Source organism: Aurantimicrobium minutum (assembly GCF_029892845.1).
Taxonomy (GTDB): Bacteria; Actinomycetota; Actinomycetes; order Actinomycetales; family Microbacteriaceae; genus Aurantimicrobium; species Aurantimicrobium minutum_B.
Map to the genome: position 1 here is coordinate 1 of NZ_JARXVT010000005.1, position 26,770 is coordinate 26,770.

Annotated in this window: 31 protein-coding genes, 3 tRNA genes and 1 pseudogene; 19 read left to right on the forward strand and 16 right to left on the reverse strand. The window is 53.9% G+C overall.

Translation table 11 applies throughout. The features are described from left to right. The 3 genes and pseudogenes from M2118_RS07040 to M2118_RS07050 all read right to left on the reverse strand — a co-directional run. Positions 1-269: pseudogene (locus M2118_RS07040) on the reverse strand (helix-turn-helix domain-containing protein); the annotation flags it as partial. Between the two features lie 250 nt (positions 270-519). Next, on the reverse strand, positions 520-1,890 hold the full coding sequence (locus tag M2118_RS07045) for an NAD-dependent succinate-semialdehyde dehydrogenase (RefSeq protein WP_280795231.1): 1,371 nt from the start codon (positions 1,888-1,890) through the stop codon (positions 520-522). Positions 1,891-1,996: 106 nt separating this feature from the next. Beyond that, positions 1,997-2,069 (reverse strand) — tRNA-Arg (locus M2118_RS07050). 57 nt (positions 2,070-2,126) lie between these two features. On the opposite strand from M2118_RS07050, the gene M2118_RS07055 reads away from it, so the two are divergent. Continuing rightward, on the forward strand, positions 2,127-2,468 hold the full coding sequence (locus M2118_RS07055) for a hypothetical protein (protein ID WP_280795232.1): 342 nt from the start codon (positions 2,127-2,129) through the stop codon (positions 2,466-2,468). Here M2118_RS07055 and M2118_RS07060 read toward each other — a convergent pair whose 3' ends face one another. Continuing rightward, entirely contained in the window at positions 2,469-3,422 is a 954-nt protein-coding gene (locus M2118_RS07060; protein ID WP_280795233.1) for an EamA family transporter, read from the reverse strand. Positions 3,423-3,480: 58 nt separating this feature from the next. Further along, positions 3,481-4,569, reverse strand: a complete 1,089-nt coding sequence (locus M2118_RS07065; protein WP_280795234.1) for an alpha/beta fold hydrolase — start codon at positions 4,567-4,569, stop codon at positions 3,481-3,483. 38 nt (positions 4,570-4,607) lie between these two features. On the opposite strand from M2118_RS07065, the gene msrA reads away from it, so the two are divergent. The 5 genes from msrA to M2118_RS07090 all read left to right on the forward strand — a co-directional run bounded on the left by msrA (position 4,608) and on the right by M2118_RS07090 (position 8,489). Continuing rightward, complete coding sequence (gene msrA / locus M2118_RS07070; protein WP_280795235.1) at positions 4,608-5,132, forward strand: peptide-methionine (S)-S-oxide reductase MsrA; 525 nt, start codon at positions 4,608-4,610, stop codon at positions 5,130-5,132. 125 nt (positions 5,133-5,257) lie between these two features. Continuing rightward, the gene (gene ssb / locus M2118_RS07075) at positions 5,258-5,728 is read left to right on the forward strand and encodes a single-stranded DNA-binding protein (RefSeq protein WP_280795237.1); all 471 of its coding nucleotides are present in this window, start codon (positions 5,258-5,260) and stop codon (positions 5,726-5,728) included. Between the two features lie 84 nt (positions 5,729-5,812). Then, complete coding sequence (locus M2118_RS07080; RefSeq protein ID WP_280795238.1) at positions 5,813-6,292, forward strand: DUF6993 domain-containing protein; 480 nt, start codon at positions 5,813-5,815, stop codon at positions 6,290-6,292. A gap of 16 nt (positions 6,293-6,308) precedes the next feature. Then, complete coding sequence (gene ettA / locus M2118_RS07085) at positions 6,309-7,991, forward strand: energy-dependent translational throttle protein EttA (RefSeq protein ID WP_280795239.1); 1,683 nt, start codon at positions 6,309-6,311, stop codon at positions 7,989-7,991. A 9-nt stretch (positions 7,992-8,000) separates the two neighbouring features. Continuing rightward, positions 8,001-8,489, forward strand: coding sequence for an acyl-CoA thioesterase (locus tag M2118_RS07090; RefSeq protein ID WP_280795240.1), 489 nt, complete (start codon positions 8,001-8,003; stop codon positions 8,487-8,489). A 68-nt stretch (positions 8,490-8,557) separates the two neighbouring features. Here M2118_RS07090 and M2118_RS07095 read toward each other — a convergent pair whose 3' ends face one another. Together M2118_RS07095 and M2118_RS07100 are read right to left on the reverse strand one after the other, a co-directional pair. Further along, positions 8,558-9,055, reverse strand: coding sequence for a hypothetical protein (locus M2118_RS07095; RefSeq protein ID WP_280795241.1), 498 nt, complete (start codon positions 9,053-9,055; stop codon positions 8,558-8,560). Continuing rightward, a complete protein-coding gene (locus M2118_RS07100; RefSeq protein ID WP_280795242.1) occupies positions 9,045-9,236 on the reverse strand; it encodes a helix-turn-helix transcriptional regulator in 192 nt (63 codons plus the stop codon). Before M2118_RS07100 ends, M2118_RS07095 begins: the two co-directional genes overlap by 11 nt. Before the next feature lie 145 nt (positions 9,237-9,381). Here M2118_RS07100 and M2118_RS07105 point away from each other — a divergent pair, with 145 nt between their 5' ends. Next, the gene (locus M2118_RS07105) at positions 9,382-10,140 is read left to right on the forward strand and encodes a DUF3800 domain-containing protein (RefSeq protein WP_280795243.1); all 759 of its coding nucleotides are present in this window, start codon (positions 9,382-9,384) and stop codon (positions 10,138-10,140) included. Positions 10,141-10,187: 47 nt separating this feature from the next. Here M2118_RS07105 and M2118_RS07110 read toward each other — a convergent pair whose 3' ends face one another. Together M2118_RS07110 and M2118_RS07115 are read right to left on the reverse strand one after the other, a co-directional pair. Continuing rightward, the gene (locus M2118_RS07110) at positions 10,188-10,619 is read right to left on the reverse strand and encodes a ubiquinol-cytochrome c reductase iron-sulfur subunit (protein ID WP_280795244.1); all 432 of its coding nucleotides are present in this window, start codon (positions 10,617-10,619) and stop codon (positions 10,188-10,190) included. Then, positions 10,619-11,494, reverse strand: coding sequence for an acyl-CoA thioesterase (locus M2118_RS07115; RefSeq protein WP_280795245.1), 876 nt, complete (start codon positions 11,492-11,494; stop codon positions 10,619-10,621). Before M2118_RS07115 ends, M2118_RS07110 begins: the two co-directional genes overlap by 1 nt. Positions 11,495-11,559: 65 nt before the next feature. On the opposite strand from M2118_RS07115, the gene M2118_RS07120 reads away from it, so the two are divergent. Beyond that, positions 11,560-12,192 carry a hypothetical protein gene (locus M2118_RS07120; protein WP_280795246.1) on the forward strand — a complete coding sequence of 211 codons (633 nt, stop codon included), beginning with the start codon at positions 11,560-11,562 and terminating at the stop codon, positions 12,190-12,192. A 12-nt stretch (positions 12,193-12,204) separates the two neighbouring features. Here the strand turns inward: M2118_RS07120 and M2118_RS07125 are convergent, their stop codons facing one another. Genes M2118_RS07125 through pepN form a run of 3 tightly spaced genes read right to left on the reverse strand, consistent with a single transcriptional unit; the run spans position 12,205 to position 15,786 of the window. Next, entirely contained in the window at positions 12,205-12,594 is a 390-nt protein-coding gene (locus tag M2118_RS07125) for a globin (RefSeq protein WP_280795247.1), read from the reverse strand. Next, the gene (locus tag M2118_RS07130; protein WP_280795248.1) at positions 12,591-13,235 is read right to left on the reverse strand and encodes a mechanosensitive ion channel family protein; all 645 of its coding nucleotides are present in this window, start codon (positions 13,233-13,235) and stop codon (positions 12,591-12,593) included. Before M2118_RS07130 ends, M2118_RS07125 begins: the two co-directional genes overlap by 4 nt. A 4-nt stretch (positions 13,236-13,239) precedes the next feature. After that, positions 13,240-15,786, reverse strand: a complete 2,547-nt coding sequence (gene pepN / locus M2118_RS07135) for an aminopeptidase N (protein WP_280795249.1) — start codon at positions 15,784-15,786, stop codon at positions 13,240-13,242. 64 nt (positions 15,787-15,850) lie between these two features. Between pepN and M2118_RS07140 the strand changes: the two genes are divergently transcribed. From M2118_RS07140 to M2118_RS07165, 6 genes are all read left to right on the forward strand, one after another. Further along, positions 15,851-16,342: a ribose-5-phosphate isomerase gene (locus tag M2118_RS07140; RefSeq protein WP_280795250.1), complete on the forward strand. Its 492-nt coding sequence runs from the start codon at positions 15,851-15,853 to the stop codon at positions 16,340-16,342. Between the two features lie 6 nt (positions 16,343-16,348). Next, the gene (locus M2118_RS07145; RefSeq protein ID WP_280795251.1) at positions 16,349-17,329 is read left to right on the forward strand and encodes an Fpg/Nei family DNA glycosylase; all 981 of its coding nucleotides are present in this window, start codon (positions 16,349-16,351) and stop codon (positions 17,327-17,329) included. Between the two features lie 3 nt (positions 17,330-17,332). Then, positions 17,333-18,817, forward strand: coding sequence for an amidohydrolase (locus M2118_RS07150; protein ID WP_280795252.1), 1,485 nt, complete (start codon positions 17,333-17,335; stop codon positions 18,815-18,817). Positions 18,818-18,820: 3 nt separating this feature from the next. Beyond that, positions 18,821-19,741, forward strand: coding sequence for a carbohydrate ABC transporter permease (locus M2118_RS07155; protein ID WP_280795253.1), 921 nt, complete (start codon positions 18,821-18,823; stop codon positions 19,739-19,741). Further along, positions 19,734-20,570, forward strand: coding sequence for a carbohydrate ABC transporter permease (locus tag M2118_RS07160; RefSeq protein WP_280795351.1), 837 nt, complete (start codon positions 19,734-19,736; stop codon positions 20,568-20,570). Before M2118_RS07155 ends, M2118_RS07160 begins: the two co-directional genes overlap by 8 nt. Before the next feature lie 194 nt (positions 20,571-20,764). Continuing rightward, positions 20,765-20,902 carry a hypothetical protein gene (locus M2118_RS07165; RefSeq protein ID WP_280795254.1) on the forward strand — a complete coding sequence of 46 codons (138 nt, stop codon included), beginning with the start codon at positions 20,765-20,767 and terminating at the stop codon, positions 20,900-20,902. Here M2118_RS07165 and M2118_RS07170 read toward each other — a convergent pair. Both M2118_RS07170 and M2118_RS07175 read right to left on the reverse strand, forming a co-directional pair. Beyond that, positions 20,899-22,203, reverse strand: coding sequence for a Y-family DNA polymerase (locus M2118_RS07170; RefSeq protein ID WP_280795255.1), 1,305 nt, complete (start codon positions 22,201-22,203; stop codon positions 20,899-20,901). The two genes, M2118_RS07165 and M2118_RS07170, sit on opposite strands and share 4 nt — an antisense overlap. Further along, positions 22,196-22,633, reverse strand: coding sequence for a LexA family protein (locus tag M2118_RS07175; RefSeq protein WP_280795256.1), 438 nt, complete (start codon positions 22,631-22,633; stop codon positions 22,196-22,198). The genes M2118_RS07170 and M2118_RS07175 overlap by 8 nt, the downstream gene beginning before the upstream one ends. 181 nt (positions 22,634-22,814) lie before the next feature. Between M2118_RS07175 and M2118_RS07180 the strand changes: the two genes are divergently transcribed. Continuing rightward, the gene (locus tag M2118_RS07180) at positions 22,815-23,579 is read left to right on the forward strand and encodes a hypothetical protein (protein ID WP_280795257.1); all 765 of its coding nucleotides are present in this window, start codon (positions 22,815-22,817) and stop codon (positions 23,577-23,579) included. A 105-nt stretch (positions 23,580-23,684) separates the two neighbouring features. Here the strand turns inward: M2118_RS07180 and M2118_RS07185 are convergent. Next, a tRNA-Gly gene (locus M2118_RS07185) sits at positions 23,685-23,758 on the reverse strand. A gap of 129 nt (positions 23,759-23,887) precedes the next feature. Between M2118_RS07185 and M2118_RS07190 the strand changes: the two genes are divergently transcribed. The 3 genes from M2118_RS07190 to M2118_RS07200 all read left to right on the forward strand — a co-directional run bounded on the left by M2118_RS07190 (position 23,888) and on the right by M2118_RS07200 (position 25,705). Next, positions 23,888-23,965: transfer RNA gene (locus tag M2118_RS07190), tRNA-Pro, on the forward strand. A 40-nt stretch (positions 23,966-24,005) separates the two neighbouring features. Next, positions 24,006-25,370, forward strand: coding sequence for a trigger factor (gene tig / locus M2118_RS07195; RefSeq protein WP_280795258.1), 1,365 nt, complete (start codon positions 24,006-24,008; stop codon positions 25,368-25,370). A 74-nt stretch (positions 25,371-25,444) separates the two neighbouring features. Further along, entirely contained in the window at positions 25,445-25,705 is a 261-nt protein-coding gene (locus M2118_RS07200) for a gamma-glutamylcyclotransferase (RefSeq protein ID WP_280795260.1), read from the forward strand. On the opposite strand, the gene M2118_RS07205 is transcribed toward M2118_RS07200, so the two are convergent. Next, complete coding sequence (locus M2118_RS07205; protein ID WP_280795261.1) at positions 25,694-26,326, reverse strand: LysE/ArgO family amino acid transporter; 633 nt, start codon at positions 26,324-26,326, stop codon at positions 25,694-25,696. The genes M2118_RS07200 and M2118_RS07205 overlap by 12 nt on opposite strands. A gap of 102 nt (positions 26,327-26,428) precedes the next feature. Between M2118_RS07205 and M2118_RS07210 the strand changes: the two genes are divergently transcribed. Further along, positions 26,429-26,683, forward strand: coding sequence for a zf-TFIIB domain-containing protein (locus M2118_RS07210; protein WP_280795262.1), 255 nt, complete (start codon positions 26,429-26,431; stop codon positions 26,681-26,683). Positions 26,684-26,770: the final 87 nt, after the last annotated feature.

Here is a 26,770-nt window from a genome sequence, read left to right on the forward strand (position 1 = left end):
CGTTTGACTTGCTGACGAAGCTGGTCGGCTTCGTTGGCCGTTGCTGGACTCGTGGAAGAACCGACAGGTCTTCCTTTGGGTTTGGGCATCAAAGCCTCATCCCCACCTGCTCTCCATTGACGAGTCCACGTGGTCACGAGTTGAACAGAACGCAACTCAAACTCAGCCGCGAGTTCCATCTTTGTTGCGCCAGCAAGGAAACGTTCGACTACTTCCTTTTTGATTTCAAAAGGAAAAGAACTTTTGGTTTTACTCTCCACAAGACAAAGCCTGCCATGAAGCATCCACCTGCGATGGAAGTGTTTGACCACAGCCGATGAAAATCCGTAACGGCTTGCGGCAGCAACATAACCGAGGCCGGATTCAAAGAGATCAACGAGCTGTTCTCGTTGAGAAGTTGTGAGTGAACTAGATGGTTTCAAAGAAATACTCCCCAGAAATTGGAAACTGATTAATCAGTCCAACTTTTGGGGAGCAGTTCATATCGGCCAGGGAATCTTTGGTAGCTCTATTTCTGAATTACTTCAGAATGCGGATGAGCTTGCGGTTGACGAACTCTTCGATACCGAAGCGACCCAGTTCACGTCCAAAGCCCGAACGCTTGATGCCACCGAAGGGAAGCTCAGGGCTGTCGAGGCCTACGCCGTTGACGTAAACCATGCCTGCTTCGATCTGGTTTGCTACGCGCATGACCTGTGCCTTATCGGTGGAGAACAGGTAGGAACCCAAACCGAATGGAGTGTCGTTAGCCAACTCAACAGCTGCAGCTTCATCCTTCACCGAGTAGACAATGGCGACAGGGCCAAAGAACTCTTCGTGGTGTGCGTCCATACCTGGCTTGACGTCAGTCAGGACAACACCGGAGAAGTAGGTACCGCTGCGGTCACCACGTGCGTGCAAGGTTGCACCCTGCTTGACGGCGCGAGAGACCTGCTCTTCAAGACCGTCTGCTGCACCTGCAGAGGAGAGAGGACCAAGGTATGTGCCCTCGTCCATGGGGTTCGAAGGAGTCATCTCGAGCATCTTGGCGGTGAACTTCTCCAAGAACTCTGCGTAGAGGCTTTCGATCACGACAAAACGCTTGGCTGCGTTGCAGGCCTGAGCGTTGTTGTCGTTACGACCAGCGATAGCTGCCTCAACAGTGGCATCCATGTCGTCGGTGCTCAACAGGATGAAGGGGTCTGAACCGCCGAGCTCAAGAACAACCTTCTTGAGGTGACGACCTGCGGTTTCTGCCACAGCAGCACCGGCGCGCTCGGAACCGGTCAGGGAAACACCCTGAACGCGAGGATCTGCGATGACGCCCTCGATCTGCTTCGAGTCTGCATACAGGTTCTGGTAGGCACCAGCGGGGAAGCCAGCGTCGTTGAAGATCTTCTCCATAGCGGCTGCCGACTCAGGGCACTGTGAAGCGTGCTTGAGCAAGATGGTGTTACCCAGAACAAGGTTGGGGCCGGCAAAGCGAGCTACCTGGTAGTAAGGGAAGTTCCAGGGCATGATGCCCAGGAGCACACCGAGAGAAGAACGGCGGATGAAGGCTTCGCCTTCACCTTCGAACTCGGGGATGGCTTCGTCGGCGAGGAACTTCTCGCCGTTGGTGGCATAGAAAGAGTAGATGTCTGCGGTGAAGTCGACTTCACCGAGAGCCTGCTCGTAAGGCTTGCCCATCTCGCGAACGATCGTCTCTGCCAGCATCTCTCGACGGTCGCGGTGGAGCTGAGCAACCTTCTCGATCAATACTGAACGCTCAGCCACAGTGGTGGTCTTGGACCAGCCCTGGTGAGTTGTGTGTGCAGCGTCAATGGCTGCAGAAATCTGTGCATCTGAAGCTTGGGCGAAAGGCGTTCCAGCTTCTCCGGTTGCAGGGTTAGTAACGATGTAGTTGCTCATATCCACTCCTATGTGGCACTAGATGGTGTTGATTCGATGATAACTGTTCGGCTCCTAATAGATATAGGGGGAGCAGATAGTCACAGCATTTTCTGGGCAAACAAAGTCCCCCCGGCAGGAATCGAACCTGCGACCAAGAGATTAGAAGGCTCTTGCTCTATCCACTGAGCTACGGAGGGTTGGCTTACAAGTTTACCCGTCCAGAACTGTTACCCCACCCTCGGTATGGTTGAACTATGGATGACGAAACTATCGAGGTAGTAGGCAAGATTACTCACACCTACCTCTTTGTCCTTCACACAGGTGAATCGGTCCACCGCAATATCGCTGTGAAGATGGTTGCCGAAGAGCTGGGCCTCATTGATGACACATCAAAGAAAGAACTCGTCGAGTTGGCTCAAGAAAAGCTGATGCCCTTTCTCGATGTGTTACTCGAGTCCGGCTTCCTGCTCTCACGTCCTCAAAAAGAGGTCATGATTGCGCCCAAGGGTCTCGACGCCCTGATTGATAACGAAGGTACGTTTGGGAAAGCGTTCCTCGAGGCACACATGCCACTCGCGCTCACTACCGAGCTATAGCTAGTTCTTTCGGGTGGGAATTGCACCCGTTGATATCGCGAGGTCAAGGTCAACGACCTTGCCACCTCGTGCAGTCTGAGCCAAGATGATGCCCGCAGTGACAATCAGTGCACCCAGGATTTGAATCAAACTCAGGGATTCTCCGAGCCACAGCCACGCCACGATGAAGGCAAAGATCACTTCAGACGAGGCGACAATGCCGGCAGAGGTGGCGCTGAGCAAGCTCAGTGACTTGAAAGACATGTAGAACGCTACGAAAGACCCCATTGTGAGGATCCAGAGCAGGGGTGCCCACAGCGGAACATAGACGGCTGCAAGTGATCCAGTTAACGAGATGGACTTGCTGAACATAGTGAAGTCCATGTCTTGCCAGCCGCTTAAGAAAAACCAGAACAGCGAAGCGAACAGCATTGACCAGAATGTCATCGCCACAACGTTCATACCCTTAAGGGCACGTTCACCGATTAGGAAGTAGATCGTGTAGGAAGCTGCTGCAATGAGGGCAAAGATCATGCCCAGGCCATCAACACTCGAATTCCACATCTCGGCCACAATGCCCAAGCCAATGAGCACCAAGACAATGGCCACCCAGAGCCTGGCGCGAACTTGTTCTTTGAAAAAGAACCGCGCAATAACGGCGACAGCAAGCACGGCCAAGTATTCGAAAAGCAGTGCGATTCCTACAGGGATGCGTTCAATTGCGAGTGCATAGAACCACTGCAACATCGCCACGCCCAGGACACCCAGTGCTGCCATGGCTAATAAGCGCTTGAAGCCAATTTTGAAGGCAGAGCGCTCGGTGAATAACAACACGATGCCGGCGACCACCATGGTTGCTGTGGCGCGGAAGAAGGTCATCTGGGCTGCGGTGACGCCCTCGGAGAGGACGAGTTTGACCACGCTTCCGTTCGAACCGAACAAGAGCGCGGCCAGGAAGCCAATGATGTAACCCATAACGTTTCTAATCTAACGAACAATGGCCCCCATGCTGGGGGCCATTGAGGGTAAATACCTAGAACTTGGCGTTGAGCCAGGTTCGTGCCTCGTCCACACTGCTCTGTGGCAGTGAGAAGTGGTCATCGTTGGGGTAGGTCGAGGAGCTAATGTCTCCACCGAGTGCCGTAATTGCATCGATGTATCCCAGCTGCCAGGGCAGTGGACATGGACCATTGGGGTCCTGTCCGTCAATGAGTACCAGCACTGGAGCGATCGGCTTCACACGAGCAGCAGAGGCCTCGATGAAAGCGGGAAGCCAGATGGGGAGTTTCTCCTTCTTGACGTCCAGGATTGCACCCTGGTGCTTCCAGGCGCGCACGAGAATATCGCTCAAGTGGTGAACGGGGGCAGTGTTGTAGTTCTCTTGGAAAATTTGCTTGCCCAGGGGAGTGAACACGTCATCGAGGGACAGTGTGTCCGGGAAAGCAGCAGTCATTGAGGCAAGCATCATGTACATGTGGCCATCCGGAGGAGTGGGTGTTCCGGTGCCGGCAAGTGCTGCCTGAGTCTCAGGAAGCTTGACGGCTACTCCTGGAACGCCGGGAGACATGGCAACAGTTCCGACAAGTTCCAGATCGCCATAGGCAGCTGCGTCGAGTTCAGCTGCTGCAGCTGACGTTCCGCCACCCTGGGACCAACCAATGCAGCCAAACTTGGTTCCAATACCAAGATCCATCTCGCGAGCAGCATGAACAATGTTCACGGCGTCCAGTGCATTGGTGCGGTTCACGGTGTATTGGTGAACTCCGGGAGTACCAAGACCCTGGTAGTCGGTTGCGACAACAACCCAACCTTCATCAAGGAACTTCTGAAGTCCCGGGATACCGTAGTCAATCTGAGTCGTAGAACCGGAATCAAAGTAGCTCACCAATTCGCGTGCAGGGTCTGGTTGTGCCGAAGGGCAACCGGCATCGCCGATACCGGTCGTGCCATGCGCCCACGAAAGAACCTTGCGGTCATTTCCAGCAACACTGGGGGTGATGACAAGACCTGTGGACTCGGTCTTCTTGCCATGCAGATCGGTCGAGTTGTAGTGAATGCGGTAAGCGACAGCATTCTTGATTGACGTTTCAATCTTTTCGCTCGTCAGCAGAAAAGTACTCATGTGTATCCCCTTGGCTCAGATGTCTCTAATCTAGAGCCATGACAACTTTCGTAGTAGCTGGTGGCTGTTTCTGGTGTTTAGATGCGGTCTACCGCAGTCTCAATGGCGTCTCTGATGTCATTTCCGGATATGCCGGAGGAGAGAAGCCCAACCCTACATATGAAGAAGTGTGCACCGGCACTACCGGCCACGCTGAAGTCGTCAAAGTTGTCTTTGACGAGGCAGTTATTCCTGCAGAGGTCATCTTGGATGTGTTCTTCACTCTGCATGATCCACGCCAGCTCAACCGTCAAGGTAATGACGTGGGAACCCAGTATCGCTCCGCCATGTTCTATGACGGCGAAGCACAGAAAGAACTCTTCCAAGCATCCATTGATCGCGCCAACGAGTACTGGGGTGGGGGACTGGTCACCACTCTTGAGCCCCTGGGCGAGTTCTTTGACGCAGAGGAATATCACCAGAACTTCTTTGCCCGTAACCCTGGGCAGGGCTACTGCCTTGCCGTTGCTGTGCCTAAGGTCAACAAGGTTCGCGCCTCGTTCGCGAGCTACATCAAGGACTAATTTCTCCTAGTCCTCCACAGGGCTATGTCTTTCGTCATTCGCCTCAGATGAGGGTGACCTTGTGCTGCCTTGGATTGATCTGACGCATTCTTCGTTCACGTATTCACGAACGAAAGGACGTCATCATGACGGACAACATCACCCTCACCGGATTGGTTGCGACCACTCCGCGTCACCTCACTACAAGCGAGGGACTCGCCATCACGAGTTTCCGTCTGGCTTCCAGCCAGCGTCGCTTTGATCGAGCGAGCAACCGCTGGGTTGATGGCGACACCAATTGGTACACCGTCTCTAGTTTCCGCTCGCTTGCTGAAAATGCGGCAACCTCTGTGTCCAAAGGAGATCGCGTCATCGTGACGGGAAAGCTGCGCATTCGAGATTGGGAAAACACCGATCGCTCCGGCACAACAGTTGAAGTTGAAGCTGAAGCGCTGGGTCATGACCTCAGCTGGGGTATTTCTTCCTACACCCGTAACTCGTCCTCATCAGAGGTTTCCTCTGTCGCTGAAGATGACTGGGGTGGAATTCCTGACAAAGATGGCGACGAAGAGGACCTTCCTCTTGCAGCCAAAGGTCGCAAGAAGGTTGCCGCATAGCTTCTAAGCCGTGCTTGGAGTTAAAACTCAGAACGCCCCCTTTAGACTTGGGGGCGTTCTGTCGTTATGGAAGAAAGGGGAGTCGTGAACACTCGCGTTATTGCCGCCGCACTTGCTCTTTCCAGCGTTTTCGCCCTTTCTGCCTGCGCAACGACCGCCACTGCTCCTGATGATCAGAAGAACTCAACAGCAACAGCAACGACCACAGAAACTAGTAAGCCAGCACAAGACCCCGTGCTTCTGCCCAACGGCAGCGCAAAAGACAACTTGTATTACTTCACGTGGGTGATTGAGAAAACCCTTGCTGCAGATCCTGCAGCAGATTCCTTTGCTGTTGCACAAGCAGTTGGTGCTGCTGGCTTTGATCCGGCCACTGTGCAGTTCACTTTCTCGCGCACTGCCGCAGGTTTAGCTGCCGACACTTCTGAAGTTGCAGTTCAATTTGGTGGGCAATGTCTGATTGGCCAGTTTGGCCCTGTCGCGCCCAAGGTCATCTCACGAGTGTTGCCGGTTTTGGCCACAGGTGGATGTCTTCTTGGAACGGAAGTTCAGAGCCTGGGCTAACACCTAGAATTGAGCCATGGCTGAGTTCATTTATTCCATGGTTCGTGCCCGCAAGGCAGTGGGCGACAAGCTCATTCTCGATGACGTCACAATGTCGTTCTTCCCTGGCGCCAAGATTGGTGTCGTTGGACCCAACGGTGCTGGTAAGTCGACCATTTTGAAGATCATGGCGGGACTCGACACCCCCTCTAACGGTGAAGCCAAACTCAGCGCTGGATACTCGGTGGGCATCCTGATGCAAGAGCCTGTACTTGATGAGACCAAGACTGTTTTGCAGAACGTGCAGGACGGCGTTGGCGAAATCATGGGCAAGATCAATCGTTTCAACGAGATCTCTGCCGCCATGGGTGAGCCCGATGCAGACTTTGACACCCTTCTCGCTGAGATGGGCACCCTCCAGGAAGATATTGACGCAGCAAACGGCTGGGACCTTGATTCTCAGCTTGCACAGGCCATGGACGCCCTCCGTTGCCCTCCCGGAGACTGGCCCGTAGACAAGCTCTCTGGTGGAGAAAAGCGTCGTGTTGCGCTCTGCAAGCTCTTGTTGCAAAAGCCTGACCTGTTGCTCCTCGATGAGCCCACTAACCACCTCGATGCGGAGTCTGTGCTCTGGCTCGAGCAGCACCTATCCAAGTACCCCGGCGCTGTCCTTGCCGTCACACACGACCGTTACTTCCTCGACCACGTCGCTGAGTGGATCGCCGAAGTTGACCGCGGTCACCTCTACCCCTACGAGGGTAACTACTCCACCTACCTCGAGAAGAAGCGTGAGCGTCTTGAGGTACAGGGCAAGAAGGACGCCAAGCTTGCTCGTCGTCTCTCAGAAGAACTCGACTGGGTTCGCTCGAACGCCAAGGGTCGCCAGGCAAAGTCCAAGGCACGTCTGGCACGTTACGAAGAGATGGCTGCGGAGGCTGAAAAGACCCGCAAGCTCGACTTTGAAGAAATTGTTATTCCTGCAGGTCCTCGTTTGGGTTCTGTCGTTCTTGAGGTCAAGAACCTCAAGAAGGGCTTCGGTGATCGCACGTTGATTGACGGCCTGTCTTTCTCGTTGCCCCGTAACGGCATCGTCGGCATCATCGGTCCCAACGGTGCTGGTAAGTCGACCCTGTTCAAGACCATTGTGGGTTTGGAAGAGGCAGATGGTGGTGAAGTCAAGATTGGTGAAACCGTCAAGATTTCCTACGTTGACCAGAGCCGTGGCGGCATTGACCCCAACCTCAACCTCTGGGAAGTTGTTTCAGACGGTCTGGACTTCATCCAGGTCGGAAACGTCGAAATCCCCAGCCGCGCGTATGTCTCCACCTTCGGATTCAAGGGGCCAGACCAGCAGAAGAAGGCGGGTGTGCTCTCCGGTGGTGAGCGCAACCGCTTGAACTTGGCGCTAACCCTCAAGCAGGGTGGAAACCTTCTCCTGCTCGATGAGCCCACAAACGACTTGGACGTGGAAACTCTTGGAAGCCTTGAGAACGCTTTGCTCGAGTTCCCCGGTTGTGCTGTGGTCATCACACACGACCGGTGGTTCCTTGACCGCATTGCGACCCACATCCTTGCCTACGAAGGCACGGACGAGAACCCCAGCTACTGGCACTGGTTCGAGGGCAACTTCGAGTCGTACGAAGAAAACAAGATCGAGCGCCTCGGTGCCGATGCGGCTAAGCCACACAGCAGCACCTACCGCAAGCTCACCCGCGACTAGGACATGACAATGCGTTTACACATCCCCACCAGTATCCGATGGTCTGACCTGGATGCCTACGGGCATGTGAACAACGCAGCCATGTTTGGCCTGCTCGAGGAAGCACGTATTCACGCGTTCTGGGCAGGAGACTCCGGTCACGGAGATGATCACTTAGCAACCCGCATTCTTGAAGGTGGGCCTACGGCTGACACCTTTACTCTGATTGCGCATCAAGAAATCGAGTACCTGGCTCCGATTCCGTACATGCGTGAACCGCTTGATTTGCAGATGTGGCTCGGCCACGTTGGTGGTGCCAGTCTGGACGTTTGTTACGAGATTTACTCGCCCACCCAAACAGCTACTGAGGAAAACCCACAGCAGCTTTTTGCCAAGGCGACGACCACCATCGTGCTCGTTGAAGCCAAGACCACAAAGCCTCGACGCCTCACGGAAATTGAGCGTGAAGCGATTGCGCCTTACACAGGCGAGAACATCGCGTTCAAGCGCCGTAGTTAATTGTTTACAAACCATAAAGTTCCCGTGAGTTTTCACGGGAACTTTATGGTTTGAGGTAAACGAAGGAGCTACTTCACTTTTCGCGTTACGGCTATCACACTGGACAAGATAGCAATCACTCCGAAAATAGCTAGGACATAAACGGATGAGTAGCTGTAGTAATACAAGGCAGTGGGGGAGCAGACTAAATCACTTGATCCGTGGGGCTTAAAACAGTCGGAGAATCCAAAGTCATCTGAGTACCATACGTATCCGCTGTAGAACAGAATGCTGGCGAAAATAGCGAATATCAAGGCCAGGGTTAGTTTGCCAACGAGGCTAAATCCCCACTCAATCTGCTTGGCTTCGCGTTCATCCCTGGGGTTCAACATCAAGATACGCTCAAAGGGAGTGCTTGATTTTCTTTTCACGACAAAACTGAGCGTCAGCAAAATTACTCCCAGGATGATTGCTGGTATCGAAATATTTGGGGATTGAAAAACAAGGAATTCAATCCCGAAAATAATGGCGATAATCCCCAGAAGAACGGGAATTGCTGAACTGTTTACCCGTCGTTTAGTCAACATAAAATACCTCTTCTACATTTGATTTGAAATATCGTGCAATACGGACAGCGAGTTCAAGCGAAGGGGAGTATTTCTCAGTTTCAATGGCATTGATTGTTTGGCGAGATACGCCTAACAACTCTGCCAAGTCTGCTTGAGAGAGTTCCGCTTTGGCTCGAAGATCGCGGAGTGAACTTTTCATATGTAAAGCATGCTTTACATCTTCTTGAATGTCAAGCAAACTTTACAACTGAATTTCCAGAGAAATTGGAAATCAAAGGCATCGCTTTGAGCGGTGCCTGTTATAGTTATCTCGTTGGGCTGGTCGCGAGACCCGGGTCCACATCATGGCGAAGGAAGTCCTTCGCTACACAAAAATGACGGGGGATTTTTCCTCCGTCATTTTGTTTTTGGCGAATGGGGTAGCGGTGTCGACGCTAAGTATTTTCGTCGATGAGTCGGGGGACTTCGGCGAGTCAAGCCTGGGATATTACGTTGTTTCAATGGTTTTTCATGAACAGAAACAACTGCTCCAAAAGGATTTGGATGTACAGCAAGAGAATCTCACATACACCGATATGGGTGACCACACTGTCCACAGCGGGGCAGCAATTCGGGGCGAAGCGGAATATCGAAATATTTCGCTGAATGTTCGCAAGGCAGTCGTTGACCGACTATTTTCATTTGTTCGTAGCGCGCCAATTTATCATGAGACACTCTTTTTCAAGCGGAAAGATGTGAAGGACCGACTTGCTCTGGAAGCAGCAATTTCCAGAGGTCTGGGCGGTTTTCTTCAAGAACTAAGCACATATTTTCGATGTTTCGATAACGTCATCATTTATTACGACAATGGCCAAGCGGAACTCACCAGAATTCTTAATGTTGTTATGAATGCATATTTTTTGAACGTTGAATTTAGAAATGTTGCACCATCTGAATACCGACTTTTCCAAGCTGCTGATCTTTATTGCACCCTAGAACTCCTTAGAGGAAAAGACGAAGACAATGCATTGACAAAGTCAGATCTCTATTTCTTTGAGTCTGCTCGAAAGTTGCGCCAGCAATATCTCAAGAAGATTTCGAAAAAGAGACTGCCAAGTACTTAATCGTGAGTCGTGAGTCGTGAGTCGAGGGGGCTAAGTATCTAGCGCGCTTACGCGGTGTAAATCACGCCGTCCCGAACCTCAATAGGAATTTCGGGAAGTGGCGTCGGAGCAGGACCGCTGAGAACCTTGCCGTTGGTGGGGTCAAAGAACGACGCGTGGCAATCGCACACGATTTCCTTGTCGCGACATCCCACTAAACAACCCTGGTGAGTGCAGACAGCACTAAATGCTTTGAACTCACCTTCAGTAACTTGGGTGACAACCACGGGGACGTCGTCAACAGTGAAGTTAAGTCCGCCACTGACGGGGACGGCGCTGGCTTTGCCAACCTCAACGCCTGTCTGTGTGGCAACTGTTGGCGCTGCCGTTTCTTCTGCAGAACAACCGGCCAAGCCGATAGCAATTCCAGCTGCTCCAACTGCGCCAAGGCCCAGCACTTCGCGTCGAGAAAGCTTGGGAGTGAGATTACGTGCAGCCATTACTTGTCCAATCCGGGAACGCGAACCATGCCCTCTTGGGCAACAGAAGCAAGAAGTATTCCTTCTCGAGAATAAATCCGCCCAAGTGATAAACCGCGACCGCCCTGAGCACTCGGCGATTCTTGGACATAGAGCATCCACTCATCCACCCGGCCAGTGCGGTGGAACCACATCGCGTGGTCGAGGCTGGCTGCTTTGAGTCCAGGAGTGGCCCAGGGGATGCCGTGCTTGCGATAAATCGGTTCAAGAATTGTGTAGTCACTGGCATAGGCCAATGCTGCACGGTGAAGCTGAGGGTCATCGGGCAGGGGAGAGAGTGCCTTCATCCACACTGCTTGATGCGCAACTTTCTCACCTTTCACACTCATGTAGATAGGTGATTCACAGTGGCGAAGATCAAAGGGGCGTTGCGTCGCCCAGTACTGTGCCACAGGGTGGTCAATGGGACCAAGAAGTTCTCCTGCGGTGGGCAAGGACTCAGGTTCTGGTAATCCAGAAGGCATCTCCATCTGGTGATCCACACCAGGATCTTCATCCTGGAACGAGGCAATCATGGAAAAGATGGGTAAACCATCTTGGTAAGCCTGTGTTCTGCGCGTGGAGAACGAGCGACCGTCGTGGATACGGTCAACAGAAAACTCGATCGGCTTGGTAATGTCGCCTGCGCGCAGAAAATATCCATGCAAAGAGTGAACGGGGCGGTCATCCTGGAGAGTCTTTGAAGCTGCAATCAGGGACTGCGCAAGCACCTGTCCGCCATACACGCGACCGTGTGGCATGAATTGGCTGGGCGCAGAAAAACGGTCTTCACCATTGACGGCAGGTTCTTCGGTCAGGTGCAGAGTCTCGAGTAAAGCCTCGATGTTTTCGTGCATATGTTCTGGCTGCATAAGTCCCTCGTGCGTGGAGATGTGTTTCATTCGCTAGTTTAGGTTGCGAGATGACGAATACGGTGACCCTCGCAAGCGAGCACGACTCTGCAGACCTGCAGACCTTCCTTGAACGTGCAGAACGCCTCGGCGCAGAACATGTCTGGCTGGTCGGTGCAGGTACTGCTCTTGCTGCATACGTGGCGGTTCTGACCCCGCAAGGTTTGCTCGACATCGCTCCTACTGTGCTTGGTTTGCGGGTCTTCGAGCGCGTGGAAACCGAGTCACTCGACATGGTGGTCCAGGTTCGAGCCATGCTCGATCGCCTGGCCCACGACAAAATCACTATTCCTTTACCCGTGGGGCAAGCAGGTATTTCGTGGACAGGTGTTGCGCCACCCCGTTCAGGCTGGGCGCCTCTGGGCACCATGTTGGAGATTGAACTTCAGCTCACTGCGAAGGCAGGAATCGAAGAGGTAGCCAAAGCCAACGGCTTGGGAACCAACATTGTCACTGCTGTTCGCGAGGAAGTGTGGCGCAGACCACTCAATGTTCAGAACACAGAAACTCCCAAGACTGTCCCAGCTGGTGTTGCTTTTGCAGGCTTTGGCTTGGGGTTCTTTGGAACTGGAATTGCCCAAGTGACGTCGTCAGGGGCATGGACCCGCATTGCGACCGAGCGCGGTCACATTTTGACTAAATAGCTAGCGAAGTAGCTAGTCCTCGAACGTATTCGTCATTGCATATGCCGCACGCTCGAGGTACTCGAGCAGTGTTTCGCGCTGTAGAGGCGGGAGCTTGAGGGTGTCCACAGCATGCTCCATGTGACCTAACCAGCGGTCACGTGCATCAGGGTTGATTTTGAAGGGCATGTGGCGCATGCGCAGGCGAGGGTGTCCACGGGTGTCGCTATAGGTGCTGGGGCCACCCCAGTACTGCTCAAGGAACAGTTTGAGGCGCTCTTCTGCTGGGCCTAAGTCTTCCTCGGGATACATGGCCTTCAGAACTGGATCCTTGGCTACGCCCTTGTAAAACTCATGAGCAAGCTTGGCAAAGACAGGCTCGCCGCCCACTTCGTCATAGAAGGAGAGAAGTTCTTCGCTCATGCTTTCTTGGCCGAGCTAGGCTTCTTGGTTTTTGCCGCAAAGCGCTTGGGGTCACCATAAGACTTGTTTCCCACCCGCACGATCTCACCGTTGCGCACGAACCAGATCGTGCCATCTTCACCGCGCAACGTCGTGATGCGCAAGCCGACTGATTCCACAACACCGGAAGCCAGACCTAGGTCAACAACATCTCCCACACCGAGCTGGTCTTCAAAGACCATGAACATGCCGTTGAGAACGTCCTTGATGATGTTCTGAGCGCCAAAACCCAGTGCTGCAGTTCCGATACCGGCGGTTGCAACAATCGCGGTCACCGAGACGCCGAGGACCTGCAGGATCTGAATGATCGAGACGCAGACAATGCTCCACGTGATGAAGTTGTGGAACACAGTTCCCATGGTCTTGGTGCGCTGCACCTGACGACTGGCTGTGACGCCTGCTGGAACTCCTACAGGGCCGATGTGGTCTGATGCGCCACCGTTCTTTTTGCGGGCCTCAGAGACCAGTCGTTTGATGACTTTGTCGCTGACTGCTAGCAGGATGGCGCGCAAGATGATGGCAACAAGAATGATCAATGCCACATTGAAGGGAATCTCTGCTGCGTGATAGACCGCAGCAACCCATGACCAGAAGGAATCCATAGTTCTATCCTTGCTTGTCGCGTGCCTGAGCTGCGAGTGTGCGCTCAGTGCCAGCCAAGTTCTCCACGATCAAACGACGTAGAGGTGCAGGAGGGTTGTTCTTCGCGAGGTAGTCACGAGTTGCCTGCGCCAGTGCTTCGTTTGCCAGGGGAGCGGGGTAGTAGCTCTCGACGAGTTCTTCTGCGATGGCGTAGCTGCGGCTTGCCCAGATCTTCTCGATGGAGTCGAAGTACTGCTTCACAAAAGGTTCGAGCACTGCGAGGTCCTGAGCCTTATTGAAGCCGAGGCCTGTTGCGCGCACGATCAAGTTGGGCTTGTCGTCGTCAACCCAGACCGAGTTCCAGGCAGTCTGCTTCTGAGCCAGCGAAGGCAGTGCTGCCTTCGCATGCGCAGCGGACTGTGCACCGGTCGCTGTGTTGTCTTCTGCAAGATAGCCATCGATGTCTGCCTCGGTGGCGTGGCCACCGGCAGCGAGAGAAATGAGAAGTTCCCAACCCAGGTCAGTGTCGATGTCGAGATCACCGAGTGAAATCTTGCCATCGCGCAGTTCTTTCACATGAGTGAGGTGCTCATCAGTTGCGGCAAGGGCTGCGAAGCTACGTAGGAACTGGAACTGGTTATCGCTACCTGCTTCTGCTGTTTTGGCTAGGGTCCACAAGGCATCTGCCACGCGCACGGTCTGTGCTTCGCGGGTAGCAGGATCCACATAGCTGGAAGCAACCAGCAGAAGCTGTCCCAAGACGGTGCGGACAACAGTGGATTCGGACTCCGTGGCAATGTTGCCGAGAACCAAGTCGATGAAGTCGCGACCGGCAGTTTCAGCATCGCGGGTGGAGTCCCAAACAGATCCCCACACCAGGGAACGTGCTAGTGGGTCTTCAATGTCCTTGAGGTTCGCAATAGCCACACGCAGTGATGCCTCATCGAGACGAATCTTGGCGTAAGCAAGGTCGTCATCGTTGATGAGGATCAGGTCAGGGCGCTTGAGCCCGACAAGCTCAGAAACTTCTGTGCTCACACCATCTACATCGAGCTCCACGCGGTGGTCGCGCACGAGCTTGCCGTTGTTGAGATTGTAGAAACCAATTGCCATGCGGTGAGGGCGAATAGTGGGCCAGTCTGCGGGTGCAGTCTGCTCAATGGTGAATGCGGTGATGGTGCCATCCGCGTCGGTTGTCAGCGCTGGGCGAAGAGTGTTCACACCGGCGGTTTCCAGCCAGAGCTTGGACCAGGTGGTCAGGTCGCGGCCCGAAGTTGCCTCGAGCTCAACAAGAAGATCCTTCAGTTCTGTATTGCCATAGGCGTGCTTCTTGAAGTACTGACCCACACCAGCAAGGAACTGCTCCTGGCCAACCCAAGCACCCAGTTGCTTGAGCACGGAACCACCCTTGGCATAGGTAATGCCGTCAAAGTTCACGCGCACAGCATCGAGGTCAGGAATATCCGCCACGATCGGGTGAGTGGAAGGAAGCTGGTCTTGGCGGTATGCCCAGCTCTTCTCCATCACGGCAAAGGTGGTCCAGGCTTCATGCCATTCGGTTGCTTCTGCTGTGGCCAGCGTGGAGGCATATTCCGCGAAGCTCTCGTTGAGCCACAGGTCATTCCACCAGCGCATGGTGACGAGGTCTCCAAACCACATGTGAGCAAGTTCGTGCAGGATGGTGACCACGCGACGCTCTCGGATTGCGTAGGTGACCTTGGAGCGGAATACGTAGGCTTCCGTGAACGTGACACAACCAGCGTTTTCCATTGCTCCTGCGTTGAACTCAGGAACAAAGAGCTGGTCATACTTGTCAAAGGGGTAGGCGTAGTCGAACTTGGATTCGAAGTATTCAAAGCCTTGACGAGTCTTTTCAAAGACGTAGTCAGCATCCATGTATTCCGACAGTGACTTACGGCAGAACACACCGAGGGGAATCACTCGTCCATCAGCACTGGTGAGCTCACTGCGCACCACGTCATAGGGGCCAGCAACAAGAGCAGTGATGTAGCTGGAGATGCGAGGAGTGGGCTCAAAACTCCATGTGGCAGAACCATTATCGTGCTTAACCGGTGCGGGAGTGGGCTGATTGCTGGTGACTTCCCACTTTTCGGGAGCGGTCACGGTGAACTGAAAAGTTGCCTTGAGATCAGGCTGCTCAAAGACGGCAAACATGCGGCGCGAGTCAGGAACTTCGAACTGGGTGTAGAGATACACCTCACCGTCAACGGGGTCGACAAAGCGGTGAAGACCCTCGCCAGTATTGGTGTACTTCGCTTCAGCGACCACGGTCAAGGAGTTGTGTGCTTGCAGGTTATCGAGCTGAATGCGGGTGCCGTCTGACACCTGTGCAGGGTCCAAATCAACACCGTTGAGGGTCACGCTGTGCACGCTGAAGGTGATCGCATCAATGAAGGTGGAGTATCCAGCAGTTGCTGAGAACGTCACCGTTGTGGTGGCTCCGAATACGTCAGCACCTCGCAAGAGATCCAGGTCTACGGCGTAGCTTTCTACGGCGATGTTCTTCGCACGTTCGATGGCTTCGAGGCGGGTGAGGTTCTCTCCGGACACGTGAATTCCTTCCAGCGGTTTAGTAAAGAGCCTAACCCGGCCAGGTCGCCCCTAAAATCGAGAAATGCGCATTCACATCGCCACAGACCACGCTGGACTCGAATTTAGCCAGTTCCTTCAGAACCACCTGACCGAAGCCGGTCATGAGGTCATTGACCACGGGCCGAAAGAATATGACGCGTTGGATGACTACCCCGCGTTCTGTATCAACGCAGCAGCAGCGGTCGCTGCCGACCAGTCTGTTGGCGTTGACGCTCTCGGTATCGTCTTTGGCGGTTCCGGTAATGGCGAGCAAATTGCGGCCAACAAAGTTGACGGCATTCGTGCCGCCTTGGTGTGGAGCCAAGCAACTGCTCAGCTGGCTCGTGAGCACAACAACGCCAACGTTATTTCTATCGGCGCCCGCCAGCACACCCTTGAAGAGGCTGTTGGCTTCATCGACACCTTTATTGCGGAGCCATTCCCAGGAGACGAACGTCACGTGCGCCGCATTGCTCAGCTGGCTGAATATGAGACCACTGGCGATATTGCGGGCAAAGGCGTCGACAAGTACTAGTCGCTCATGCCTGAGGGTCACTCCGTTCACCGCATTGCGCGGCAATTTGAACGCAACTTCGTCGGACACCGCATTGCAGTGTCGTCCCCACAGGGACGCTTTGCCGATGGTGCGGCTGTGCTCAACGGAACAGAACTCATCGAAGTGTGGGCCGTGGGCAAGCAGATGTTCATGGGGTTCGCCGGAGGTCACTGGCTGCGCATTCACTTGGGGATTTATGGAGCTTGGGATTTCTCGGGCGATATCCAAGCTGATGCCACAATTGCCTCGGCTAACGGCCGGATGGGTCAAACCAATCAGCGTGGAACTGTCTTTGATAGCGACGGCGAGAATTCACTGACCTCTATTGGTGCACCACGCAAGACGCGGGTGCGGATGGCAGAAGCTGAGAAAGAATCAGCACTAGATACTGCGAATGTTTTTCCACCTGAGCCCATTGGTCAAGTCCGCGTTCGCCTGCTGACCGAAACGGTCTGTGCAGATCTCCGCGGTCCCACCGCATGTGAAGTACTGACACAGGAACAAGTTGATGTTGTGTTGGACCGGCTAGGTCCAGATCCTCAGCGGGACCCCAGTGATGCGGCGGGCCAGAGATTCGTTGACGCCATTCGCAAGAAGAACACCGCAATTGGACTGTTGTTGATGGACCAATCTGTGGTGGCAGGTATTGGAAACGTCTATCGTGCTGAGATGCTTTTCCGTGCGGGTATTGACCCCTATCGCACCGGCAAACTCATCACCGAAGATGAGGCCTGGGCGCTGTGGCGGGACTGGGTTTATCTCTTGGACATCGGAGTTCAGACCGGGCAAATGATGACCAAAGATGGGCTCACGGGCGACGCCTGGCGCAAGGCTATGGCTAACCGTGCTGACCGCCACTGGGTTTACAAACGTGAAGGTTTGCCCTGCCTTACCTGCGGCACGAATATTCGTCTCGATGAGATGGCAAACCGCAAGCTTTATTGGTGTCCTTCGTGCCAAACTTGAGCCATGCAGCTCACCCTCACTAATGCTCGAATCCCTGGTGAACGCGGCCTGATTGGCAGCTTGATCAATGTGGTCATCACTGATGGCGTCATCAGTGATATTCAATTCGTGGGCGCTACCGGGGCTATTAGCCTCGACTTTGACCCGGCAGGTGAAACCATCGATCTCGGTGGTCGCTTCCTGATTCCAGGGATGTGGGATACCCACACCCACTTCACTTCGTGGTCCATGTTGTTGCAGCGTTTGAACCTTGAAGGAGTCGGCTCTGCACGTGAAGTGGGGGAGCGCGTCAAGGCTCGTCATGAAACTCACCCTGGAACCATGGTTGGTTTCGGGTGGCGTGGAAGCTTGTGGGAAGAAGATCCTCACTTCAGCATTCTGGATGAGGCCTGTCCAGACGAAGAGGTGTACCTGTTCTCAGGTGATGGTCACAGCGTGTGGCTGAACTCGAAGGCTTTGGAAGTTCGAGGCCATGCAGGCCACCCCACTGGTTTGCTCGTGGAAGACGACTGTTTTGCCATATGGGGTTCTCTTGGAGACCTGAGTCCTGAAGAACTCGACAAGGCCGTTCTGGAAGCGTCCAAGGTTGCAGCTGCTCGCGGCATTGTCGGCATCGTTGACTTCGAGATGGGCTGGATTCTTCCCGACTGGCGTCGACGTATTGGCAACGGTAATGACTACCTGCAGGTGGAGTTCAGCGTCTATACGGAGAACCTCGAACGTGCGATCGAGACGGGTCTGCGCACCGGGGACACCATTGCCTCTACCGAAGGATTGCTTCGGATGGGTAATTACAAACTCATCTCCGATGGCTCACTCAACACGCGCACCGCGTTCTGTCATGACCCTTACCCAGGACTGACAGGAAAGCATGCCCGTGGCATGCTCAACACCTCTTACGACGACCTGGTTACTTTGATGACTAAAGCCAGCTCGGGCGGGATCAACTGCTCCATTCACGCCATCGGTGATGATGCGAACACCTTTGCCCTCAATGCTTTCGAAGAAGTGGGTTGTGAAGGAACGATCGAGCACGCCCAACTTTTGGCTTGGGAAGATATTCAACGTTTTGCTGATCTGGGAATTACTGCATCTGTGCAGCCGGAGCACGCGATGGATGACAGGGATGTGGCAGACGTCCTCTGGGCTGGTCGCACCGACCGGTGCTTCCCCTTCGCCTCCATGCTGGATGCAGGAGTCAAGCTCTCGATGGGGTCAGACGCTCCCGTTGCCCCGCTCGATCCATGGTTTGCAATTGCGACTGCGGTGGAGCGCACCCGCGATACGCGTGAACCCTGGCATCCCGAGCAGCGCATCGAGCCCCAAGCAGCATTAGATGCCTCTGCGCGAACCCGAATTGCTGTGGGGCAGCGCGCTGACCTGTGTGTTGTCGATATTGACCCCCTATATGCCTCGGTTGACGAGCTTCGAACAATGCCTGTGGCTGCCACACTGCTCGGTGGTCGCTTCACTCACAACGCCCTCTAACTCATGGCATTGCGAGGACAGGTCGCTCAGCGACAACGAGGATATGGCTGGTTTCTCTACCCAGGCGTAGCCGTACTCGTCCTGTTTTTCTTTGGCATGTTCTTTTGGAACGTCGGCATCAGCTTGCTCAAGTGGCCAGGTTATGGGCCTGCCAAATGGGTTGGTTTTGATAACTTCCGAATCATTTTTGAAAACAAGGATTTCTGGGAGTCCTGGTCTCACGCCGCGTTTTATGTGATTCCGTTCTCCTTGCTACCTACTGCTTTTGGTTTAGTTCTCGCCGTCGCCACCTATGACGCTTTCGTGGGCAGATTTGGTTCCAAGCTGGTGCCCGTTGCGCGCACCGGATTCTTTCTGCCGCAGATTGTTCCCATCGCTGTTTCGGGAATGATCTGGATGTGGATGCTGGATGGTTCAGGCGGTGCCCTCAACTCACTCCTTGATGGGCTGGGTTTGGGTTCACTCACTCAAGAATGGTTGCGAGAACCGGACACTGCATTACTTGCTGTTTCCGCGTTCATGCTCTGGCTTCAAACTGGTTTTGCCTATGTGGTCTTCTTGGCGGGGCTATCTAGGCTGGATCCCTCCATTTTGGAAGCTTCACAACTTGATGGCGCGAATTGGACGCAGCGTCTGCGTTGGATCACGGGACCCTCACTGCGACCAGAAGCTTTTGTTGTGTTGTTGTTCTTGACCGTCGGCGCGCTCAAAGTCTTTGCCCCTGTCTTCTATCTCACCGGTGGTGGCCCCTATTCCAGCACCACCTCTCCTGCCACCTTTGCCATCGATAGTTTCTTTGGCGGAGCATCTGTGGGGATTGGTTCCGCTCTTGTGACAACGTTGGCGCTCATCATTGGTGGCATGTTGGGAATCACATTCCTGATTGTTCGACTTCGAGCACGGGTGGTGAAGCGTGATGCGTAAAGCACTTTCTCGCCTCCCTCGCAGCCTCGTTGTGTTGCTTGTGATTGCAATTGCCGCTATCTGGTTACTCCCGGTCATCATGGTGGTTTTGGCATCACTCAAGAGCAGCCAGGACTTCTCCACCAGTGGTTTCCTAGACCTGCCCACAGAGATTGCGTGGAAGAACTTTGAAATGTTCTTTGGCGGTATCAATATCGGCCAGAAGATCCTCAACTCCTTCACCATCAGCATTGGTGCGGTACTCATCAGCCTGTTGCTGGCGTTTCCGGTCGCTTATGCCGTGAGCGTGGGCAAGCATCGTCTGCGTCCTGTTGTCATCACATTGAGTGTCTTGATCTTCCTGCTCCCTGTTGAGTCGGTCGCATTCCCCATCTACTTGCTATCCAAGATGACCGGTCAATATGGCAGTGTCGGGTTCCTCATCATGCCGTTAGGAATTATTGGCAGCGCATTCGCCATCTTCCTCCTTGCCAACGTCATGAATCACATCCCTTCCTCACTTGCTGAAGCTGCAGAGATCGATGGCGCCAACAAGTGGCAGGTGATGTGGAAGGTGGTGCTTCCGCTGATGACCCCCACGGTGTTGACCGTTGCTCTGCTTCTGTTCGTGAACAACTGGAATGAGTACTTGCTCACGCTCCTGCTGTTGCCTGATACCGAAAGTCAGACTGTTCCGTTGGCTATCTCAATGGTGAACTATGGCCAGTTCGGTGGGGCTCCTGGTGAGCTCATCGCCGCAGCCAGTGTTCTTGCCGCGCTGCCATCCCTGCTCGTTTTCTTGTTCTTCCAGCGCACCTTGGTGCGGGGTATTACGGCGGGGACGCAGTAGTTCCTAGAATTCGTGTTGAGGGGGGAATTATGAAGAAAAATCGTAAGAAATCTACCGATGAGGGAAACAACCTCGTGTGGTCAACGATTGTTGAAGGATTTGTTTATGTCATGAACTTCATTTCCCACTTGTTTCATTAATCTTTCCAACTCCATTTTTCCTTCCGAGCACCTAGGCTTTCCGCAGGGGGCATTGTGAAAAAGAACGAAGAACTCGATGATGATCTCAACATCGAAGAGGCCATGGAAGATGATGGCGCCATGTCCAGCCCCGGAATTATCGGCACGTTTGTCGTTGGAGTTATTAACTTTCTCGGTAACTTCTTCCGCTAACGAGCGTGAACGGTCGCGAGCTCATCCCAGCGGGTGGTGGCGCGTAAGGAGAGCATCTCTCGCTTCATCTCCCAGTGACGTGGGGATTTAAAGCCGGCGGCGCCTAAGCCAATGCTGAAGGCGCCGTGCTTCTCCATCACGGTATCTAGCACTTCACCGAGCTGTCTGCTCTCATGAACGGGAGTGAACAGGTCGAGATATTGGTGGGAGGTCTTGGGACTGACGTCATGCAACATGATTCCTGCCCGCACATACTTCCTGCCATCCTCAACGCATTCCAAGAGAACAGAGCTTGCTGCTTTGAGAATCTCCACCGGATCATTGGTGGGAACCGAGAACACGGCGTTTCTGTAGGGGGAGTGGAAGGGTTCATTGGCAAAGCGGGACGTACCGGCAAAGCAGGTCAATGCTCCGGCCACAGAACCCTGCTTACGCAGGCGTTTACTGACTCTCTGGGCATAGACCGCCAGAACCTCTTCCATCTGCTTACGCGTGGTCACAGGGGTGGCGAAGCTGCGGGAATACATCACTTGGTTCTTCACTAAACGCTCACCTTCGAGCTTGATGCAGTCAATACCGCGCAGCTCATAGAGCGAGCGCTGCACCACCACGCCAAACTTCTTCTTGATGCGGACCGGGTCCGCATCTCTGAGGTCTTTGATGGTGTGGATGCCCATGCTGTTCAGGCGCTTACTCAGACGCCTGGCAATGCCCCAGATGTTGTCCACTGGCAGGGCTTCCATAATCCGGTCAATGTGTTCGGGGGAGAAGGTGTCGAGATTACACACGCCATTCAGCCCAGCAGATTTCTTTGCCCCGCTATTAGCCAGCTTGGCCTGGGTCTTGGAGCGGCCAATGCCCACGCAGACGGGTAAGCCCAGCTTGTTTTGAATAGCAGCTTTGATCTCATAGCCCAGGGCAACGAGTTCCTCGGGCGTTCCCTTGACCTCGAGGAATGCTTCGTCGACGCTATAGACCTCGACGTGAGCGGAGAACTCATGCAGGATGCTCATCACGCGGGAGGACAGGTCGCCATAGAGCTCGTAGTTGGAGGACTTGGCCACCAGGCCTACGGACGGTGCCCAGGCAGAGATCTTGAACCAGGGGATGCCCATCTTCACGCCGAGGGCCTTGGCTTCTTTGCTCAGTGCCACCACACAGCCGTCGTTGTTGGAGAGCACCACAACAGGCTTGCCTTCCAGGCTGGGGTCAAAGACGCGCTCGCAGGAGGCGAAGAAACTGTTGACGTCAACTAAGGCAATGCGGCGCTGAGATTCGGGCAGAGAAGCTGAATCAAACATGGTGGAGGCACCTGGTGACAACACCCCAAATGGTGAGTTCACTCAAGGTGTCCACGGCAATATCGGGAAAGCGAGGATTCTCTGCTTTCAAAAGAACGCGTTCAGAGCGAATGTAGAGCCGCTTGAGGGTCAGTTCACCGTCGAGCACTGCCACCACGACGTCACCGTCGCGAGGTGTCAGGGCTCGATCCACGATGACTTCATCACCATCGCTGATGCCAGCATTTTTCATACTGTCGCCGGCAACTCGCACGATGAAGGTGGAGTTCACGTCTTTGATCAAGTGAGTGTTGAGGTCTACTCGGCCATCAAAATAATCTTGCGCGGGGGAGGGGAAACCTGCTTGAACTGCAGTGGAGGCAGCCAGAATTGCCGGGAGTGACTCTCCCGAGAGTGGTCGAACCACTAACTCTGGTGTTGGCGTTGCCATCTGGATCCCCTCCTGCTGCTCGAATATATATTCGAATAGTCGAGCATAGCCCACGGACAGTGGGAACAAAAGACAGAGAAATATCTAGTTTCTTGTGAAAAAATTTCACCCGTCGAGGGAATGCGCCAGTAACGTTTGACATAGTTGTGAAAAACATGACGACTCAACTGACTGGAAAATCGTGAGAGAAGACGAGACAGGCCAAAATTTTGTCTTGAGTATTCACCCAGCGCTGAATGGAATCCTCAAGGGCTTGCCAGAGTCAGAGCTCAAAGATTCACTCAAAAGGCGTCTACAAAGCTTTATTGCTCGGACATTTCTCCAATCGCCTGCAGATCTAGAACAAGCACTCGCACCACATCTGTGGGTATTGAGGGAAGCAAATATGCGTGGGTTAGATCTCACGCCGGCTGGATATATTAGGCCAGCAGAAGTCAAGGCGCTTGCTGGATTATTGCCAGAGATGCGTCAATGGACATTTCCCATAGAACGTGAAGTGAATACGCCGCCAGTTCTATTTTTCCGTCACTACTTGAAAGACATCGGACTACTTCGAAAATATAAAAATTCGTTAAAAGTCAGCAGGCTTGGCAAGACGTTAGCTTCAGCTCCAGATCTCTTGTGGGCTGAATTGGCTCGAACTCTTGTCCTCGATACAAGCGAATTTGAAGCGACGGTCACTGCTCTCTTTTTGTTGTATGTGGGCTCGGAGCAGACGCTCAAATGTAGTCGTGACGAGATCTTGGACATTCTTCTTGCGCGTGGCTGGCGAGACGGCCGAGGGGTTCCTGTTGACCTTTTCGATCTCTGGGATTCTTTCGATTGGGTAGAAACTGCGTTGAATAGCATCGGAGAAAATTCTCCTTCGCTTACTCTGAACGCACAATTGCTTGTTAGAGATGCACTGTTTGCTGTCTCTGTTGATGACTCAGGAGAGTGGGGTTAAATATCACGTTTCTCGATTTTGTGAGAGTGAGAGAGTTGAGAATATTCGTTCCCCCTGCGAGATAAAGCCAAAAATCCCCCGGAATTCCGGGGGATTTTCTGTGTTTGGAGGGGATGACGGGAATCGAACCCGCGTGATCAGTTTGGAAGACTGAGGCTCTACCATTGAGCTACATCCCCGTGCTGCCCACAACCAGTTGGCGCGGGGCACTCGACCTATCTTATACGTTAGAGTGGTACTCGGTCATTTCGCCTCGGCGAATACCGGCCTTGCTTGAGTTTCTTTCATGAATAACTTCAGTGCAAGACCGGGGCGTAGCTCAGCTTGGCTAGAGCGCCCGCTTTGGGAGCGGGAGGTCGCAGGTTCGAATCCTGTCGCCCCGACCACATCCAGATCCATCACCATCACAAGCAGGAGTACCCCTTCGTGAAGACTAAGGTCGAAAAACTCAGCAACACTCGCGCAAAGCTCACCATCACGGTGGCCGCAGATGAGCTGAAGCCAGCAATCAAGCACGCCTACGAGCACATTGCTGAATCCCTCAACATCCCCGGCTTCCGCAAGGGCAAGGCACCTGCGGCACTGATCGACCAGCGCGTTGGTCGCATGGCTGTGCTCGAGCACGCTGTGAACGAAGGCCTCGAAGGTTTCTACCGCCAAGCAGTCGTCGACGAGAAGGTGCGCCCCATGGGTCGCCCCGAAGCAGACATCACCACCTGGCCAGCCGAGAAGGACTTCACCGGTGACCTGGTAGTCACCATCGAGGTTGATGTTCGTCCCGAGGTTAAGCTTCCCAAGCTCGACGGAATCACCGTTGAAGTTGAAGCAGCTGCCGTGTCCAAGGAAGACGTTCAGAAGGAACTCGACGAGCTGCGTAGCCGCTTCGGCACCCTCGTCACCGTTGACCGTCCAGCTAAGAAGGGCGACTTCGCTCAGCTTGACCTGGTTGCAACCATTGGTGGCACCGAGGTTGACACTGCTCAGTCCATCTCCTACGAGGTTGGCTCGGGCGAGCTCATCGAGGGTATCGATGAAGCTATTGACTCTCTCACCGCTGGTGAGTCCACCACCTTCGAGTCCAACCTGCTTGGTGGCGACCACGAAGGTGAGAAGGCACAGATTGCTGTCACCGTTACTGCTGTCAAGGAGCGCGAGCTTCCCAAGGCTGACGATGACTTCGCTCAGATCGCTTCTGAATTCGACACCATCGCAGAGCTGACCGAAAGCCTCAAGGCTCAGGCAGAGCAGCGCAAGGTTGCAGTTCAGGCTCGTGAAGCACGCGAGAAGCTCGTTGCTCAGCTTGTTGCTGAAGCAAAGATTGAAGTTCCTCAGGCAGTTATCGATGACGAGGTGCACCGCCACCTCGAGGGTGAGGGTCGTCTCGAAGATGACAAGCACCGTGCAGAGGTCATCGAAGAGTCACAGACTCTGTTCGCAACTCAGATCTTGCTTGACACGATTGCTGAAGCAGAAGACGTTCAGGTTAGCCAGGACGAGCTCACTCAGTACATCATCCAGGGTGCAATGCAGTACCAGATGGATCCTTCCGAGTTCGCCAAGATTCTCACCGAAAACAACCAGATCGCTTCCATGGTTGCTGAAGTTGCCCGTAACAAGGCTGTCAGCATCATCTTGGGCAAGGCCAAGGTTGTCGACACCAAGGGCAAGGCTGTCGACATGAGCGCATTCGCTCTCGTAGAAGACAAGAAGGCTGAGAAGCCCGCCAAGGCTGAGAAGGCACCTGCTGAGAAGAAGCCTGCTGCTAAGAAGCCCGCAGCAAAGAAGGACTAGTTCTTCACACTTTTATGCGTTTAGCCACGTATGGAACATTGGGGCCAGGTAAACCCAACCATCATCACCTTTCGATGATTGACGGGAACTGGTCAACAGGTTCTGTGCGTGGCTTTTTGCATGACGCTGGCTGGGGTGCTGATCTCGGTTTCCCCGCGATAGTTCTTGATCCAACAGGTCCAGAGGTTTCTGTCGATGTGTTGGAGAGTGAGCAGCTCTCAGAACATCTCGAACGTCTAGATGATTTTGAAGGTCCCGCTTATGCGAGAGTGCTCACCGAAGTGGCTACTTCTTCAGGCAAGGTTGAAGCGTTTATCTACGTTCTAGCCCAGTAGGTGCTGAACAAAACTCACTAAGAGGCTCATACCCAGGGTGAACATCACTACGGCAATGATCGCGTCAAGCACGCGCCATGCTGAAGGCTTCTTGAAGACGGGGTCGAGCAGACGTGCTCCGAAGCCCAGGGTGCTGAACCAGATCACGCTGCCGAGCATGGCGCCTGCGGCAAACCACCAGCGGTTTGCTTCATAGGTGCCAGCAATGGATCCCAAGAGTAGAACAGTGTCGAGATATACGTGGGGGTTCAGGTACGTCAGCGCTAATGCTGTTCCGGCAGCAACCTTGAGGCTGACTGCTTTACCGCCGGTGTCTGTGGTGAGAACTTCTGGTTTCCATGCGCGCTTTGCTGCCATCACGCCATAGGTGCACAGGAACAACCCGCCTACGAGTTCGATCAGAAGCAGGAGCCACTCGAGCTGTTGAATGATCGCGCCAAGTCCGGCGACGCCCAAAGCAATCAGCAGGGCATCTGAAACAGCGCAGATGGCCACGATGACAAAGACGTGTTCTTTGCGCAGTCCCTGGCGCAGAACGAAGGCGTTCTGTGCACCAATGGCCACGATCAGTGAGAGTCCGAAACCTAAACCGGCGAGCGCAGCAGTCAGGAGCGGAGTCATGATTCGAGCATACTCGCCGGTTATTCTCAGGTAGCTACCTGCTATTTCTCAGTTTCGCTTGATTAACTGTGAAGACATCCACAACTTTCTCGGGAGCTATGCATGAACTGTCCAACTGACGGCGCAACACTGGTCATGTCTGACCGTGCAGGTGTCGAAATCGACTACTGCCCTCAATGCCGCGGAGTCTGGTTAGACCGCGGTGAATTAGACAAGATCCTTGAACGTTCCGTCACTGCCAGTGCTCCTTCTGCAGCAGCTGCTCCGCGCTTGGATGCTCCACAGCCTCGATATGACAACTACAACCAGGGTTATCAAAAGCGACCTAAGAACTGGTTGAGCGAAATATTCGACTAGACCCCCAACGCCTCATTGGGTAGTCAGGCCTCCACCTCCTTGTGGAGGCCTGATGTCGTTAACGCGTCGCTGTGGGCGAACGCCACT